General features: G+C 35.4%; 8 protein-coding genes and 1 tRNA gene. All 9 read right to left on the bottom strand.

Annotation, left to right across the window (positions count from 1 at the left end; translation table 11 throughout):
- Positions 1-3 precede the first annotated feature (3 nt).
- Complete coding sequence (locus BUC16_RS03895) at positions 4-3,081, bottom strand: SusC/RagA family TonB-linked outer membrane protein (RefSeq protein WP_073368077.1); 3,078 nt, start codon at positions 3,079-3,081, stop codon at positions 4-6.
- Positions 3,082-3,150: 69 nt separating this feature from the next.
- Positions 3,151-4,746: a glycoside hydrolase family 32 protein gene (locus BUC16_RS03890; RefSeq protein WP_073368075.1), complete on the bottom strand. Its 1,596-nt coding sequence runs from the start codon at positions 4,744-4,746 to the stop codon at positions 3,151-3,153.
- 5 nt (positions 4,747-4,751) lie between these two features.
- Positions 4,752-6,071: a sugar porter family MFS transporter gene (locus tag BUC16_RS03885; protein ID WP_073368706.1), complete on the bottom strand. Its 1,320-nt coding sequence runs from the start codon at positions 6,069-6,071 to the stop codon at positions 4,752-4,754.
- A 796-nt stretch (positions 6,072-6,867) separates the two neighbouring features.
- Entirely contained in the window at positions 6,868-9,405 is a 2,538-nt protein-coding gene (locus tag BUC16_RS03880) for a GH32 C-terminal domain-containing protein (protein WP_073368074.1), read from the bottom strand.
- A 197-nt stretch (positions 9,406-9,602) separates the two neighbouring features.
- Positions 9,603-12,332: a substrate-binding domain-containing protein gene (locus BUC16_RS03875; RefSeq protein WP_073368072.1), complete on the bottom strand. Its 2,730-nt coding sequence runs from the start codon at positions 12,330-12,332 to the stop codon at positions 9,603-9,605.
- Between the two features lie 444 nt (positions 12,333-12,776).
- Positions 12,777-12,863: transfer RNA gene (locus BUC16_RS03870), tRNA-Ser, on the bottom strand.
- Positions 12,864-12,924: 61 nt separating this feature from the next.
- A complete protein-coding gene (locus tag BUC16_RS03865) occupies positions 12,925-13,953 on the bottom strand; it encodes an asparaginase (protein WP_073368070.1) in 1,029 nt (342 codons plus the stop codon).
- Positions 13,943-15,079 (bottom strand): 1-acyl-sn-glycerol-3-phosphate acyltransferase, encoded by a 1,137-nt coding sequence (locus BUC16_RS03860; RefSeq protein ID WP_073368069.1) that lies wholly within the window; start codon positions 15,077-15,079, stop codon positions 13,943-13,945. Before BUC16_RS03860 ends, BUC16_RS03865 begins: the two co-directional genes overlap by 11 nt.
- A 62-nt stretch (positions 15,080-15,141) precedes the next feature.
- Positions 15,142-15,909 carry a TatD family hydrolase gene (locus BUC16_RS03855; protein ID WP_073368067.1) on the bottom strand — a complete coding sequence of 256 codons (768 nt, stop codon included), beginning with the start codon at positions 15,907-15,909 and terminating at the stop codon, positions 15,142-15,144.
- Positions 15,910-15,924: the final 15 nt, after the last annotated feature.

The raw sequence follows: 15,924 nt of genomic DNA, 5'->3' as shown, positions 1-15,924 counted from the left end.
ATTTTAAAAATTTGCATTAATTCCAAAAGTGATTGATTTTGAGTGGGGAATTCCATAACCTGCCACACCAATTCCTCCAGCACTTAAACCGGATACCTCATAATCAAAACCTGTAAAAGAAGTTAGCGTAAACAAATTTTGCCCTACCACATACAATCTTAATTTATTCATTCCAAGTTTTTCAGAAAGGGCATTGTCAAAATTATAACCTACAGTTATGGTTTTCAGTCTTATATAGGAACCGTCTTCAACATAGTAACTTGATGGTTGCAGTTCATTGTTGCTATTTAGGGTAGATAATGCCGGAATATTAGAATTAGCCTTACTCGGTGTCCAGGCATCAAGGGTATTTGTACCATGATTAAAACTAAAATAATCGAAATCACCAATGGCACGTTGCGCATTATACAAATCATTTCCTTGTTTTCCATCAAAAAACAGGGTTAAATCAAATCCTTTATAGGAAGAGTTCAAGTTTATTCCATAAATGAAATCGGGATGTGGATTACCAATGATTGTTCTGTCAAACTGGTCTATTTTTCCATCAAGATTCACGTCTCTGTATCTAATTCTTCCCAATGCTTTTCCGGGTTGATTGGCGTGAACGGCAACTTCTTCGGGAGTTCTAAAAAGACCATCAGCAATTAATCCATAAAAAGAAGCAATTGGCGACCCTTTTCTGGTTATTGAAACCCCATTAAGTAAAAAATTGGAATCAGTATCTAAACTTTCCACGTTGTTTTCATAGGTTGAGAAATTCAAATCAACGCCATATTTAAAATCCTTTGCAGGATTACTTTTGTAACTCAACACCGCTTCAAAACCTTTATTGCTAACTGAACCAGCGTTAATCAATGGTGGTTGACTTTCCCCATTTATGGATAGGGCAATAGGTCTCAAGATTAGGTCATTGGTGGTTTTGATGTAGAAATCGGTTTGCAGTGAAAGTCTTTCGTTAAAAAAACCTAGATCAAACCCTACATTGTATTGTTCCGTTGACTCCCATTTAAGATCAGGATTTGCCTGGCGAGATTGCAAAACTCCACTCGCTGTTCCTATACCTGTTCCATCTATGTTGTAATCTGAAAACTCGACCACATTGCCAACAGTATTATCTACAAAACTGGATAAGTAAGCGTAATCTGCAATTTGGTCATTTCCATTTACACCCCAAGAAGCTCTTAATTTGAAATTGGAAACGTACTTGTTGTTTGTTAAAAATTTCTCGTTTTTTGCATTCCAAGCCAAGGATGCAGATGGAAAAATACCGTATTTGTTGTTTTCACCGAAACGGGAGGATCCGTCTCTTCTAACGGTTCCCGAAAGGATGTATCGCTCGTCAAAAACATATTTAACGGACCCAAATTGTGAAATCTTGAACGTTTCCACTTTTCCCACTAATGTTTTGTATTGCGCATTGGCATTAATCACGTAACCTGACGGGTCAGTAATATCAACTCCATTGATTTGGTTGTTGTGAAAGTTTTCTTCTCTTGCGGCATTTTCTATACCTCCCAATAATGACAATCTATGTTTTCCAAAAGTTTTGTCATATTTTAAAGTATTGGTAAAAATGGTGGCCAAATAATCATTGTCCACATCATCGGTTGTAATGTTGTTAAATACAGATGGAATTACACCATTTGCAGAAAAAGCCTGAGTTGCCGTGTTAAATCTATAGGTACCTTTATCAAAATTTAAAGTCGTGTTGAATACCAAGCCTTCAATAATTTTAAAGTCTAAATAGGCATTACCCAAAAATCGTTGATACTTTTGTTCATTTTTTCTATTGCTCCATAAATTGGCCACGGAGTTTGGCTTGTCTTGCATACCACCGGTTATTATGGTGGCGTAATCTCCCAAATTAGAATATACGGGAAGCATTGGATTTTGAAGAATGGCGTTTTCAAATTCATTTGCTTTTACCTCATTGAATTTAGAGTACAAGAAATTTTCGCCAATGGTTAGTCTGTCTTTAAAAAGTTTATAAGACGCATTTATTCTTGCATTAAATCTGTCGTAGCTCGTATATCTCTGGATACCATTGTCTTCCGAATAGCTCAATTGGGTATATAAACTGAGGTTTTCTGTTCCTTTTCTGTACCCAAAATCGGTGTTGCTGGAAAATGTATTGTTTGTAATTTCATTTACCCAATTCGTATTGGCTGCGGTTTGCAAACCATTCGGATCTAAATATTGAGGTATTGTAAAACCAGAACCATTATTAATTAAAACAGGATGGGTAGGTGTCGCAATTCCAGCTCCAAGCTGGGCTTGATATTCCACATCCGCCCATTGTTGTGAATTAAGCAAGCTAATTTTATCTCTTAGCATATTCACGGTTGTTTCGGATTTGAAAGTAAATTCAGAAACTCCATTTTTACCTTTTTTTGTGGTAACAACAATTACCCCATTAGCTGCGGAAGTTCCATAAATTGCTGCTGAAGCTCCGTCTTTCAAAACTTGAATGGATTCGATTTCTTCAGGATTCAACGAAGAGGAACTTGTAGTTTGAACCCCGTCGATTACCCATAGCGGAGCCGATCCACTGGTTACCGTTGTTAATCCCCTAATTAATATTTGGGTATCATTTCCCCCGGGCGTACCTCCAGAATTGATTTGCAAACCGGCTACTCTACCTTGTAAGTTGCTTAAAATATTGGGGCTAGTTTCCTGGGCAATATCAGCCATTTTAACAACTGAAATAGCGCCTGCTATATCTGATTTCTTTTCTTTGGAGTATCCAATAACAATCACTTCGGAAAGCGTATTTGAACTGGATTGCAATTTGATGCCATAAGTAAGTTTTGAAGTTACCTTTATTTTCGCATCAACATAACCAATGTAGGAAACTAGCAAAGTTGCCCCTTCATCAACAGAAAGTTTAAATTTACCATCCAAGTCTGTAGTGGTTCCGTTATTTGAATTTTCCACTATAATATTGGCTCCTGGCAAGGGCTGACCATCGTCTGCCAAGACAGAACCGTTAATTTGTCTTTGTTGCCCTGAAGCAATAAACACCAAGAAAAACAAACACATTGTCAATATGTTTTTCTTGTTTTTAAAATACTTAATTTTCATACGTTTATAGTTTAGTTGTTAGTTTATAAATTTGCATTCATTTTTTAATTTGGTTTTTCACATCTATTTTTAATTGTTTAGTTGGTTTATGATTACATTTTTAAGTTCAAAATTGGAGTTTGATTTCGCTATTGAAAAAGACTCCATTGGTTTGTCTGAAAAGTATATTTCAGTCATCACCGTTTTTCCGTTGTCATAAAACACTTCTATCGAGGTTTTGTCGATCAAGATTCTCACTTCCATGGAAATAAAATCGGATGTAATGGGTGCCGTTGAAATTTTATTGGCAAATACGTCCGAGAAAGTGGTTTGACTTGCATTTTTCCTGTCTATATAAAAAAACTTCTCTTTTTTATTGATTCCAAAATGGACGGCATTGTTTGCTGCATTGGAAAGGATGAAATCATACTTGTCCTCCTTTAAACCATTCATCGTAAAACGAATGTCCAATCTGGCTATATCTGCAGTTGATTTGTCAACAATTACGGTTGTTTTATCAATGGAAAGAAGCTCCTTTTTTATGGTTTTTGAAATGTATTTATCCAATTCCTTTACCGGTTGAGAAACAATTCGATAATGACCATCCACATTTATCAGCTTCAATTCTCTAGGGATGGTAGTGCTTCCCTTCCAATTCTTTGTTGGAACTTTATCGGCATATTGCCAATTGGACATCCATCCTATAAACAATTTTCGACCATCGGCATCTGGTACATTAGACCAAGTGACTCCTGCATAATTATCCCTTCCATGATCAACCCACAAAGCTCCATATTTGTTTAAGTCTTGGGTAAATGTATCTCCAATTGAAAATGTTTTTCCATCGAAATCACCGACAAAATATTGCGTGGCCGATCCTCCATTTGGACCTCCGGGATTAATACTTTGCAAAAGCACCCATTTCATTTCGTTTGAATCTTCGACCTTGATAGGGAAAAAATCCGGGCATTCCCAAGGGGCACCATGAACGCCAAGATTCTTGCCAAAACCGGAAGCCAATTCCCAATCAATCAAATTGGAAGAACGATATATTTGTGTTTCCACATCGGCGGCCAAAACCATTATCCATTGGTTATGAATGGAATCCCAAGTCATTTTCGGATCCCTGAAATCTTTGAGATTTGGATTCTTGATTACTGGATTATTCTTGTATTTTGTCCAAGTCATTCCTTCGTCCAAAGAATAAGCTATGGCTTGCGATTGAAAATCTATAGCTCCCGTTTTTGCTTTTACGGCATCGTGATACGTAAACATTGCCACAATTGGCGGATTTTTCAAACTCCCAAATCCAGAGGTATTATTCACGTCAACCACTGAACTTCCTGAAAATATATACCCCATCTCATCCGGGTAAAGAGCAATTTTTTCTTCCTTCCAAGTAATCATGTCTTTACTTGTCGCATGGCCCCAATGCATGGGTCCCCAAACATTGTCATTTGGATAATACTGAAAACCCAAATGATACAAACCTTTGTAGAAAAACATCCCATTAGGGTCATTCATCCATCCACTTTTAGGGGTGAAATGAAAATTGGGTCTATACAATTCTTCGTTGGTTAACAGTTTCTCATTAGTTGTTTTAGTGGAACCACAACCACTCATTGTAAGCAGTATTAAGATTACAACTGTTTTTTTAAGAATTCCAAATTTTACTGCATTCATCATAATTCTTATTTATTAATTAATCCTTTACTAACATCTTCCAATGAAATCCCTTTGGTTTCCGGCATCATAAAAATGACGAACAACAATTGGAAAACCATCATAAAGGCAAAAAAGGCAAACACGTTTCCAACGCCAAAACTTGTAAAAAGGATGGGTACCATCGAAGGGATAATAGCTGCCAAAACCCAATGCACAGAACTGCCAAAGGACTGTCCAGAAGCCCTTAAATGGTTGGGGAATATTTCAGAAATGAATACCCAAATAACAGCACCTTGTCCAATGGCGTGAGAGGCAATAAAGAGGAATAAAAACCCGGGTACTGCCAGTCCAGTCCAGTTTAAGTAAAAAGAAGCTGCCACCATTGAAAGCGAGAATATATAACCAATGGAACCGAAAATCATTAATTTACGTCTTCCCAATCTGTCAATAAGATATACTCCAATCAATGTAAAAACTAAATTGATAAAACCGATACCAATACTGCTCAACAAGGCTGTTTTTGCACCTAGTCCTGCTTCACCAAATATTCTGGGAGCGTAATATAAAAAGGCATTAATTCCTGATAATTGATTAAAAGCGGCAATCAAGAAAACCAATATGAGTTGAAAACGGTATTTTTTCATAAAAACATTTTCATCCAAAGGAGTACCATTACTGTTATTGCCAAGATCATCCATAATACTTTGGACATCTTCTTTAGAGCCAATTTTGTCAAAAATAAGTTTGGCTTCTTCAATTCTAAGCATTGAATACAACCATCTTGGGCTTTCGGGAATACTAAATGCCATTAACGTATAAATTACAGAAGGAAAAACTTGAACACCCAGCATCCATCTCCAGGCATTTGTCCCTACATCACTCAAAAGATAGTTGGATAAAAATGCAATTAGAATTCCCAACACAATATTAAATTGATACAATCCCACCAAACGGCCTCTATCCTTGGCAGGTGCAATTTCAGATATATAAGCTGGTGCCGCAATTGTTGAAGCTCCAATTCCCAAACCTCCCAAAAACCTGAAAAAAGCAAATACATACGGATCATTGGATAGGGCAGAACCAGCAGCCGAAATAGAAAATAAAATACCTATAATCAACAAGGTCTTTTTTCGGCCTAATTTATTTGTTGGAAAACCACCAAAAATTGCTCCTATAACTGTACCCCAAAGTGCCATTGCCATTACCACGGAACCGTGGAAAACATCACTTGAATTCCATAACAACTGCAAGGTTTTGTCTGCTCCAGAGATCACTACTGTATCGAAGCCAAAAAGAAATCCAGCGAAAGAAGCAATGAGTGACCATCTTAAAATTTTATTGTTCATCATATTTTGTTTTTAATTATACCCAAAATTATTATTAAACCGTATGATAACGTTTTCGTTATGTATCCATTTACTTCGAATTTGTAACATACAGAATAATGTATTGATAATCAACAACTTAATATATTGTGTTTAAGCAAATAAGCACGGAGAGTATAGTATTGTTACATAAAATTACGGTTTAGAAACAACACTTAAATTTAAAAAGGAGTTTTAAATAATTTAAGAAGCTTAAAATTGTGTATAGTGTTTTTTTATTCGAAATTATTTGCACTTATATCAATAGTGACCTTAGATAAAAACACAAATTATGGGATTGTTACCTTAATGATTTTCTAATTTGAGAATGAAAAACCAATTCAATAAATGATTTATTCCATTTTATCTTAGATTTTACTGGAACAAAAACGTTCTGTCTCTTTTCGTCCCTTCGAGTGATTTTGAATAGTAATGCGACAGCTTTACTATTCAAAATTGTATCGAGAAGCTTTCAATATTAAGGTTCTCGATACATTTTATTAAAAAAAGCTGTCACATTTTTTAATAAAACACTCGAACCGACGCATAGAGCTAGATTAATTTATCACAGTAAATTTTAAAGCCTAATGGTATTAGTATTTGATGACATACTTTATTATGTATTAAAGCATAAATTTGACTTACACTTCTTATGCTACTTTATGAAACATCAAAAAAAGGCACAAAAAAACCGACTCAGTTATGAGCCGGCTTATTTTTGAATTTTGTCTAAAGTTTTAGTTTATCATATATATAAAATACTAATTTTAATTCCTTGTTATTCCACGATTATTTTAGCATCAAATAATTCATTTTTCAATAGCCCTTTTATGATATAGACGCCCCTGATGGCTTTATTTCCATTATTCATAATGCCGTCCCAATGAATTATTGGATTATTGGCATCCAGGACTGTTTCCATTTTTTTCACGGGAAATCCTGTTATGTCAAAAATATAGGCATAAACAGGAGTCGCCTCAGTTATGGAATTAAATTTAATGTTGAAATTTTCACTGGATGGATTTGGAAAAACAACAGGATGAATTATTTCAGTTTTTTTTTCAGTTCGCTTTGATACAGATGCAGTTCCACCCCCTTGAATATTGTATATTTTCAAATCGGTTGCTGTTGCCGAGCCACCTTGGGCATATAAATCAATTAAATTATTTCCGGCTGAAGGAAAAGATCGCGTTGCAAAAGCTAATTCATCATTGACAAAAACTTCAATTACCGACGCATCGACAAAAATCCTCCAATTGATGTTTCCTGCCGGCAATACATAATTGGTGGATTGATTGGACAGTGGAACTCCCGATAGAATTGAAGATTTGCTTCTATCCACAACAAAACTGCTTGTGGCATAATCATAGTAAATTAATGTTTGTTCATTAGTTGCGGTATTTTTGTTTAGAGAAAAACCAACTTTTGTTGCGGTTCCTGGATTAATCGTAGCCACGATTTCATATTGAGATCCTGTTGAATTATTTAATGAATTGGAACTGTTTTGGTCAAAAACTACATTGGTAAAATTTTTGGAAGTTCCTCTAAGACTCAATACATTTGGGTGTGGAACTTGTTTTATTTTACCATTGACAAGTGTCCAAACTCTAGGTAAACTAAAGGTGTGCGCCCAGCCTTGCTCTTTGTGCTTTGCAGAAGTGACACCGTCTGGTATAATTCCTATTGCCGTTAAATTTCCATTTTTGTCAGGATGAATAGACGGCGACAATAATTGATTGATTACATCCAATCGCTCCGGAACGGGATTATCCCTAACGAATTGCGATCCATTAAAATTCCCGGTCCAATACAATGCATTTGCATTGGGAAGTTTGTTGATCAGCACAATTGATTTTGCGCCAAAATTATAATAAATAGGCATTTCCCAAAAATCTCCAGTTCCATCCACAGGTGGATTTCCCTCCAACATAGTTCCTTGAGGTGACCAATTTTTAAAATCGGATGAAGTAGATTTATACAAATACAAGGCTCCTCTTGAGGTTCCACTTCTTAAACCTGAACCAATCATCATATACCAATCGGAATTGTGTTGGAATACAAAAGGATCCCTAAAATCAGCATTGGCCGAAGTTGTTGGTGCATTTGGTATTATGGCATTAGCGTTTTTTGTCCAAATATCGTAGGGAGCTGTTGAAGTGGCAAGTCCTATTGCGGCTCTGGCTTTATTTACACCTGTGTAAAAAATATAAGGCTGACCATTGCTTATTACGGCGTGTCCTGACCAAATCCCCACTTCGTCAAATCCGGGTTGAGGCCATAAAACTTGTGCTTTTTCTTCCCAGCTTACTAAATCACTGCTCACATAATGTCCCCAATTGATATGTTCCAAATAAGGTCCGTTCAAATTTCTTTGACTAAAAATATGATATTTATTGTCAATATACAGCAATCCGTGCGCTTCATTGGTCCAACTCGCTGAGGGCATTAAATGGTATTTTGGCCGATGAATATCATTGGCAAATCGAACCGCAGTCGGAATTTTAAGATCTGGATCTGATGGTGTAAATTTATTGTACTGGGTTAATATCTCGGCAGCTGTCAAGTCTTTATTCCAAAGCGCTACTTGATCTATTGCTCCAGTTAAACCATTCGTGTCAAATCCTGCAATCGTTTTAGATTTTGATTCTTTTCCGATGTAAATGGTGGCGTTGTTATCCCATAAAAGTGTCCCTATATCAAACGTGGTGCTTTTAATTTGAACCCCATTTAAATATAAGGAAGCCGTTCCGCTTGAAGCATTTATGTTTAAGGCAATATGACTCCACTTTTTAAGCGCTACTTCTTGATCAGATAAAATTTGAATCACATTTGTTCCCACTTTAAATTGACCAATAACTCTTCCGTGATGATTGATTCCCAAGGCAATTCCAGCACTAGTGGAGGTGTTTACATTTGAAAAAATAGCGGCGTTTGTATTTTCGGTAATTGGGTCCAAATCTTTTCTTTGCACAGGAAAAGCTGCTGGTGCAACCCAACCAGAGACACACACTTTAGAAGTTGGATAAGCTGCGCTTGCATTTCCGGTAGCCCATCCATAAAATCCATTAACTCGGAGTGCATTACCCTCAACACCGCCAATACGCTCAGCGGATCCAGAAGGCCCATTGATGTTAAAACTGGCATTCGTTTTGGTTTCTGACAATGTTTGCCCAGAAGTTTCATTAAAGTTAAATGAAAAAAGTTCTGTAGCCACATTTGGGGGTGGAATTGGGCTTGGAGTTGGGCTTGGATCATTCTGGGATTTACATCCAATAAGTAGAAGTCCAGACAGGATAATTGTGGCAAACTTTTTCATTTTATATAATTTTTTATAAAATTACTTGAATGCACCCAAGGACTATTTAAGTATTGTTACACAAGCCATAAAAAATTTAAAATAAGACGTAATCCCAATAAAAACAATTGGTTAAGAAAAAATAATTCTATGAAATCAATAATAAAAACCACCAAGAATTACAATATCTATAAAAATGTTACATCGTTTTAGTACAATTAATTGTTTCTAAAGTCTTTTGGTGGTATTCCGTACTTGGTTTTGAAAGTAGTAGAGAAATAATTAGGCGAAGTAAATCCACAAGAATAGGCAATCTCTGAAATGTTCATTGAAGTGGTCATCAATAACTCTTTTGCTTTCTCCAGTCTAAAATTATTAATATAGTCACCAACACCTATACCCAAAACCGCTTTTACTTTTCTATAGAGTTGAACCCTTGAAATACTTAATTTACCGGCAAGTTCTTCAACAGAAAAAGAGGAATCATCAAGGTGTTTTTCCAAAATCAAATTAATCTTGTTCAAAAATTCTCTTTCAATTAAGCTTAGTCCATCAGTTTCAATTTTATCTATATTGTTGGTATAATAATAGCGCAATTTTTCCCTGTTGAACAATAATCCTTTTATGGATTGCTTCAAAACTTTTAGATTAAAAGGTTTTGTCAAAAACAAATCTGCTCCAACTTCCAATGACTTTATATAAGTAGTATTGTCATCCATTGCCGTTAAAATGATAACCGGGATATGTGAGGTGATCATGTTGGTTTTTAAAGCTTCGCAAATTTCAAAACCATTCTTTTCCGGTAAATTCAAATCACAAACAACAATATCGGGCATTAATTCCATTGCCATTTCTATGGCTTTGGTTCCATTGCATCTAGTAACCGAATAATCTTCTTTTAATTTTGTGGCAATAAAATCAAGTAAATCAACATTATCCTCGATAATTAAAATAGAATGTTTGTTTTCCGTAATCAGGGATTCTGTACTAGGTGTTAATTCAGTTTCCAAATACTCGTATTCATTTTCAGTGTCTGAAATATAATCACTTACATTCATAATTTTTGATTTGTCGACATGGTCATCTCCCAACTTTAAATAAACTGAAAATTCGGCACCATTGACAGAACTTACTTCGATGTTTCCTTCGTGTAAATCAACAAAATTCTTGGATAAATTCAACCCAATACCCGAACCATTTCTATAGTTGTTTGAACCTTGAAAAAAGGGACTGAAAATTTGATTGATTTCTTTTTCCGGTATTCCAATTCCCGAATCCTTAAAACTAATTTTGACCAATCCTTTATTTTTATCCTGACTAATTTTGATTTCAATTCTACCTCCATCCGGAGTGAATTTAAAACAATTGGACAACAGGTTGTAATAAACCTTGTCCATCAAATTGGCATCAAAATAGACATCCAACTCTTCATTGTCCGTTTCAATGGTATAATTTATTTTTCTTTTTTTTGCCTCTCTTTTAAATTCCTTGAACATATTAGTCGAGAATTTCCAAAGATTGTTTTTGGATAGTTTCAGGGTAAATTTTTTATCCTCGACCTTTCTAAAATCCAACAATTGATTGATTAACCGAAGTAATCTCAACGAATTGTTGTACATAATGTCTAAATCTTTTTTGACCGAATGACTTTTGTTTTTAAATTCATCGTGCAAAGATTCAACCGAACTTAATATTAGGGTTAAAGGAGTTTTAAATTCGTGTGATATTCCCGTAAAAAAATTGATTTTGGATTCATTACTTTCTTCAAGTTTCTCCACAAATTTTTCAATTTCATTTCTTTGTTGAATGATTTTTGAATTTGTTTCCTCTAATAACTTTGTTTTCTTTTTTATTGAAAATACGGAATAAATACTAAAAAGACCTAAACAGAAAATTACCACTAAAAGAAAGGTCAACAATTTTATTAAATTATATAATGTCAGGTATTTCTTTTCTTGTTCCTTGATTACATTCTGTTGCGTTTCAATATTAGATTGCTGTTGCGACACTTTATCAAATTGATTGCTCATTATGTCGGCATTCAAGGAGTCAATCAAAATGGTGTTGAGGACATTATTCTTGGCCACCATTTCCTTGTTTGCCAATTTAATTGCCAGCTTTATCGCTTCGCTACCTCCCGTCGGATATAATATGGTAGCAGTCAACTTACCATCTTTAACAGCCTGAATTCCTCCATTTGGATCATTCAATCCGTCTATTCCTATAAATTTTATGCTTTTTTCTCTCCCTTTTCGTTTTGCTGCTTCCCAAGCTTGAAGTGCAATAATATCATTAAAAGCAAAAACATAATCTATTTTCGGCATACTATCCAGAGCCTTAATAAAATCATTGTTTATGGATGCCAAATCCAAGGCAGTTATGCTTGTCTTTTTAATGTTTGGATATTGATCAATAATTTGTTTAAATCCCAAACTTCGCTCCACACCAGGTGAAATATCTGTGGTTGCCTTAATTTCAAGAATATTGGCACGAGCTTTAGACATAGAAACAATATATTTTCCGGCAATATGTCCAACTTCAACATTGTCTGCTCCTAAAAATGCCGTATAATTCGATGTATTAACTTTTCTGTCGACAATAATTACCGGAATTCCCCTTCTATATGCTTTTTCGATTACTGGTACTAGGGAATCTGAACCTAATGGAGCTACTATCAAAACATCCACTTGGTTTTTAATCATTTTTTCAATATCTTCAATCTGTTTTTTTGTATTGACATTTGCAATCGAAATAGTTAAGTCGATTTCTGGATGAAGCGAAGCCTCTACCTTCATTGTGTTATCCATAGATTTTCTCCAGCTATCATCCTCAGAGATACTTTGTGAAAACCCAATTGAAATAGTGGGTTTTTCCTTGGTGCTTGAATTACAGGAACATAATAAAAGAAAAAAACTAATAAGAATTATGTAACTAAGTTTTCTTAGCATTGGTTTTTGTTAAATAGTTTATTGTTTAAATCACAACAAAAATAGCTGAAATTATTTATTCTTGAAATTAGGTGTCATTCTAATTGACTATTGGTTATTTTGAGAACAAAAATTGATTTTTTTTATAAAAGTAATGTAAATATATAGAAAAGCAATTTTCGGTAAAAATATTCAACCTCTAAAGTTAATCCCTTGTTTACTAATATTTGTACCGATAAGTGAAGCCAAATTATAAAAACGCTATAGAACTAAATTGATTAAGTGATTAGCAATAATTTCTGAACAAAATTTATCGAATTTGGATGATGCAACAATGAAGCGATTAATCAAATTCATAAAAAGCACCAGATTCTATTAATGAATCCTTTGATCGTTGCTTAAAAGAGAAAAACCCCTAAAAACATACGTTTTTAGGGGTTTTGACTTTCTTTATAAACACTTTTGCAGAGAGAAAGGGATTCGAACCCTCGATATAGTTACCCATATACTAGCTTTCCAGGCTAGCTCCTTCAACCACTCGGACACCTCTCTATTTGTTTGAGGGTGCAAAGAACAAGAAAAAAATTGACTAAAGAAAATTAAAATTCGATTTTTATGAAATTTCTCCTCTTAATGATGTTTCGAATATTGTTTTGAAAATTGTTGGCGACACATTTTGCCCCAATAAGTACATTAATTTGGTAATCGCCGCTTCGGTAGTAATGTCTTTTCCAGAAATAACTCCTATTTCTTTCATCGAAGTGCTGGTTTCATATTGCCCCATTCTGACGCTTCCCGCAGAACATTGGGTAACGTTGACAATATGCAATCCACCGGCAATGGCTTTTTTTAGCAAGGACAAAAACCAGTCCTCGGTTGGTGCATTACCTGTTCCATAGGTTTCCAAGACTATTCCTTTAAGTTGTGGAATGGCAAAAATCGCCGCCAAAACCGTTTCGCTTATTCCTGGAAACATTTTTACAATAGCCACGTGATTGTCCAAGTTCTTGTGAATCTTCAATTTTTCGACTCTTGAATTGGACAAAAACAATTCGGGATACGTTTTCAAATGCACTCCAGATTCAATTAAATTGGGATAATTGGGAGAAATAAAAGCGTTGAAATTTTCAGAATTCATTTTTGTTGTTCGGTTGCCTCGATACAATTTGTATTCAAAATAAAGGCAAACTTCGCTGATTACAGGTTTTCCATCTTGTTGCAAAGAAGCAATTTGAATGGCGGTTATCAGGTTTTCCTTGGCATCGGTTCTCAAATCACCAATAGGCAATTGCGATCCCGTAAAAATTACGGGTTTCGACAAGTTTTCGAGCATAAAACTCAATGCCGATGCGGTATAGGACATTGTATCGGAGCCATGAAGCACGACAAATCCATCAAATACGGAATAATTATCCTCAATGATTTGGGCAATTTTAGACCATTTTTCGGGATTCATGTTGGAGGAATCGATTGGGTTTTCGAAAGAAACCGTGTCAATTTCGCAATCCAATTGTTTTAATTCCGGGATTTTTTGAAGCAATTTGCTAAAATTGAAAGCCTTGAGTGCTCCTGTTTCAAAATCCTTCTTCATACCGATGGTTCCACCGGTATATATCAGAAGTATTTTGGCTTTAGACTGCATTTTCGTATTTCAACTTGTTGACAACGGGATTGGCATACATGGCCAAGAAACTTTGTAGCGCCAATGGATTACCGTGATCAATTCTCATTTCCAATCGACGCTCAAAAAGCGACTTTTCGTTTTCAGTGTACAAATGTGAATGTGCTTCGGTTTGATTCAAAATATCGTAGGCAATATAATTGGTCGGCCACAATTTATAGCTGCTCAAAATAGAATCGTCTATAATTTGTGCCAATGCTTGAACTTGTTTGTTGGAATTTTCGTGTTCGGCTTTGATGGCATCTAATTCGTGAACAAGAACATCGCCAACATGAATGTGGATTCTACGTTTTTGTCCCATAATACCACTCATCAAATTGATGAAATCCTCGTTTTTTTCCTTGATGTAAATTTCTTGTTTGGCTTCCGCCAAAAGCTGGGGCATTTTCAAGGCATCGGTAGGATCGTATTCGTATGAAATCGAGACCGGAACTATTTTTATTTTGGTGAAATAATCCATCAAATTTTCTTCGTCAGAACCCATGGCAAGCATTTTCAAAACGCCTGGATTGGTGGCATCATTTCCATCTTTGGTTCTTCCCTCACGTTGGGCAATCCATACCGAACGATTTTCGTGTTGCAACAACTTGCTGATGTATTCCGATAATAATTTGGAACTTTGCAGCATTTCCCTAGGCGACAATCCTCTTTGAACCAGAAAATTTCGATTTAATCGAGCCAACACTTTCAAGAATGATTTTTTGACCAAATTGTCTCCAATGGCAGAGGCGGTCATCACCAATTTATGTTCGAACAAACAAGCGTTGAGCAAGGAAGTATCCAAAAGAATATCTCGATGATTCGAAATAAACATGTAGGCAGTATTTAATTCCAACTTTTCAAAACCCGAAGTGGTCAATCCATCGGATGTTTTTTCGAGTACTTTTTGGAGTGATTTATATATGAAATTACATTGAAAATCCCTCGTGGAGTGTGTTCTTCGAAGTTGGTCTTTCCAAATTTCGTCTGCAACGTCTGGAAAAGTAAAATTCATCAATGCCTTCATCATGGGATGATCGATCACTTTTAGAATGGCATCGTTTACTTCGGTATCATAAAATGGACGAATAGCGTCAAATTTTGACATATAGCATATTTTTTAAAAGAACAAATGAACAAAATTTTTAACAAAAATAGACGAATTCTGCATTAAATCCCAAATATGACTTTAGAATTTTCAGTTGTAACATTTGCTATTTCCTCTTGCGACACTTTATAAATTTCTGACAATTTGCGAACTACATTTACCAAATAACTACTTTCATTGCGTTTTCCCCGAAAAGGAACGGGAGCCAAATAAGGAGAATCTGTTTCCAAAACCAAGTGTTTCAAATCGATTTGGCTCAAAAACTGGTCAATTTTTCCATTCTTGAACGTCACGACTCCACCAATCCCGAGTTTCATGTTATACGAAATGGCCTGTAATGCTTGTTCGAAAGTCCCGGAAAAACAGTGAAAAATCCCGAACAAATCAGGCGATTTTTCTTCTTCCAATATTGCAAAAATTTCGTCAAAAGCTTCTCTACAATGAATAACGATGGGTAATTTGTATTGTTTCGCCAATTGGATTTGTTTCCTGAAAGCCTCTTGTTGTTGGGGCAAATGCGTTTTATCCCAATACAAATCGATGCCAATTTCGCCCACGGCATAGAATTTTCTCTTGGCCAATTCTTCTTCAACATGTTGCAATTCTTCGAGATAATTGTCTTTGACGTGCGTGGGATGCAAGCCCATCATCAAAAAAATGTTTTCCGGATAGGCTTTTTCCAAATCATACATCGATTGTGTATGTGCAGAATCAATGGCGGGAATAAAAAATCGTGAAACACCGGCATCAATGGCGCGTTGTATCATTTCGTTGCGGTCTTCGTCAAATTCGTTGGAATATAAATGGGTGTGCGTATCGGTAATTGTCATCGTTGTTTATTATAG

It is taken from the genome of Flavobacterium fluvii, from assembly GCF_900129545.1.
GTDB lineage: Bacteria > Bacteroidota > Bacteroidia > Flavobacteriales > Flavobacteriaceae > Flavobacterium > Flavobacterium fluvii.
Note: the sequence above shows the minus strand (reverse complement) of the source record. Positions and strands in the feature narration are given on the sequence as shown.

What these genes read in the sequence shown, in the direction of transcription:
- BUC16_RS03895 (WP_073368077.1), bottom strand. Translation starts at nt 3,081, where the DNA reads ATGAAAATTAAGTATTTTAAAAACAAGAAAAACATATTGACAATGTGT.
- BUC16_RS03890 (WP_073368075.1), bottom strand. Translation starts at nt 4,746, where the DNA reads ATGATGAATGCAGTAAAATTTGGAATTCTTAAAAAAACAGTTGTAATC.
- BUC16_RS03885 (WP_073368706.1), bottom strand. Translation starts at nt 6,071, where the DNA reads ATGAACAATAAAATTTTAAGATGGTCACTCATTGCTTCTTTCGCTGGA.
- BUC16_RS03880 (WP_073368074.1), bottom strand. Translation starts at nt 9,405, where the DNA reads ATGAAAAAGTTTGCCACAATTATCCTGTCTGGACTTCTACTTATTGGA.
- BUC16_RS03875 (WP_073368072.1), bottom strand. Translation starts at nt 12,332, where the DNA reads ATGCTAAGAAAACTTAGTTACATAATTCTTATTAGTTTTTTTCTTTTA.
- BUC16_RS03865 (WP_073368070.1), bottom strand. Translation starts at nt 13,953, where the DNA reads ATGCAGTCTAAAGCCAAAATACTTCTGATATATACCGGTGGAACCATC.
- BUC16_RS03860 (WP_073368069.1), bottom strand. Translation starts at nt 15,079, where the DNA reads ATGTCAAAATTTGACGCTATTCGTCCATTTTATGATACCGAAGTAAAC.
- BUC16_RS03855 (WP_073368067.1), bottom strand. Translation starts at nt 15,909, where the DNA reads ATGACAATTACCGATACGCACACCCATTTATATTCCAACGAATTTGAC.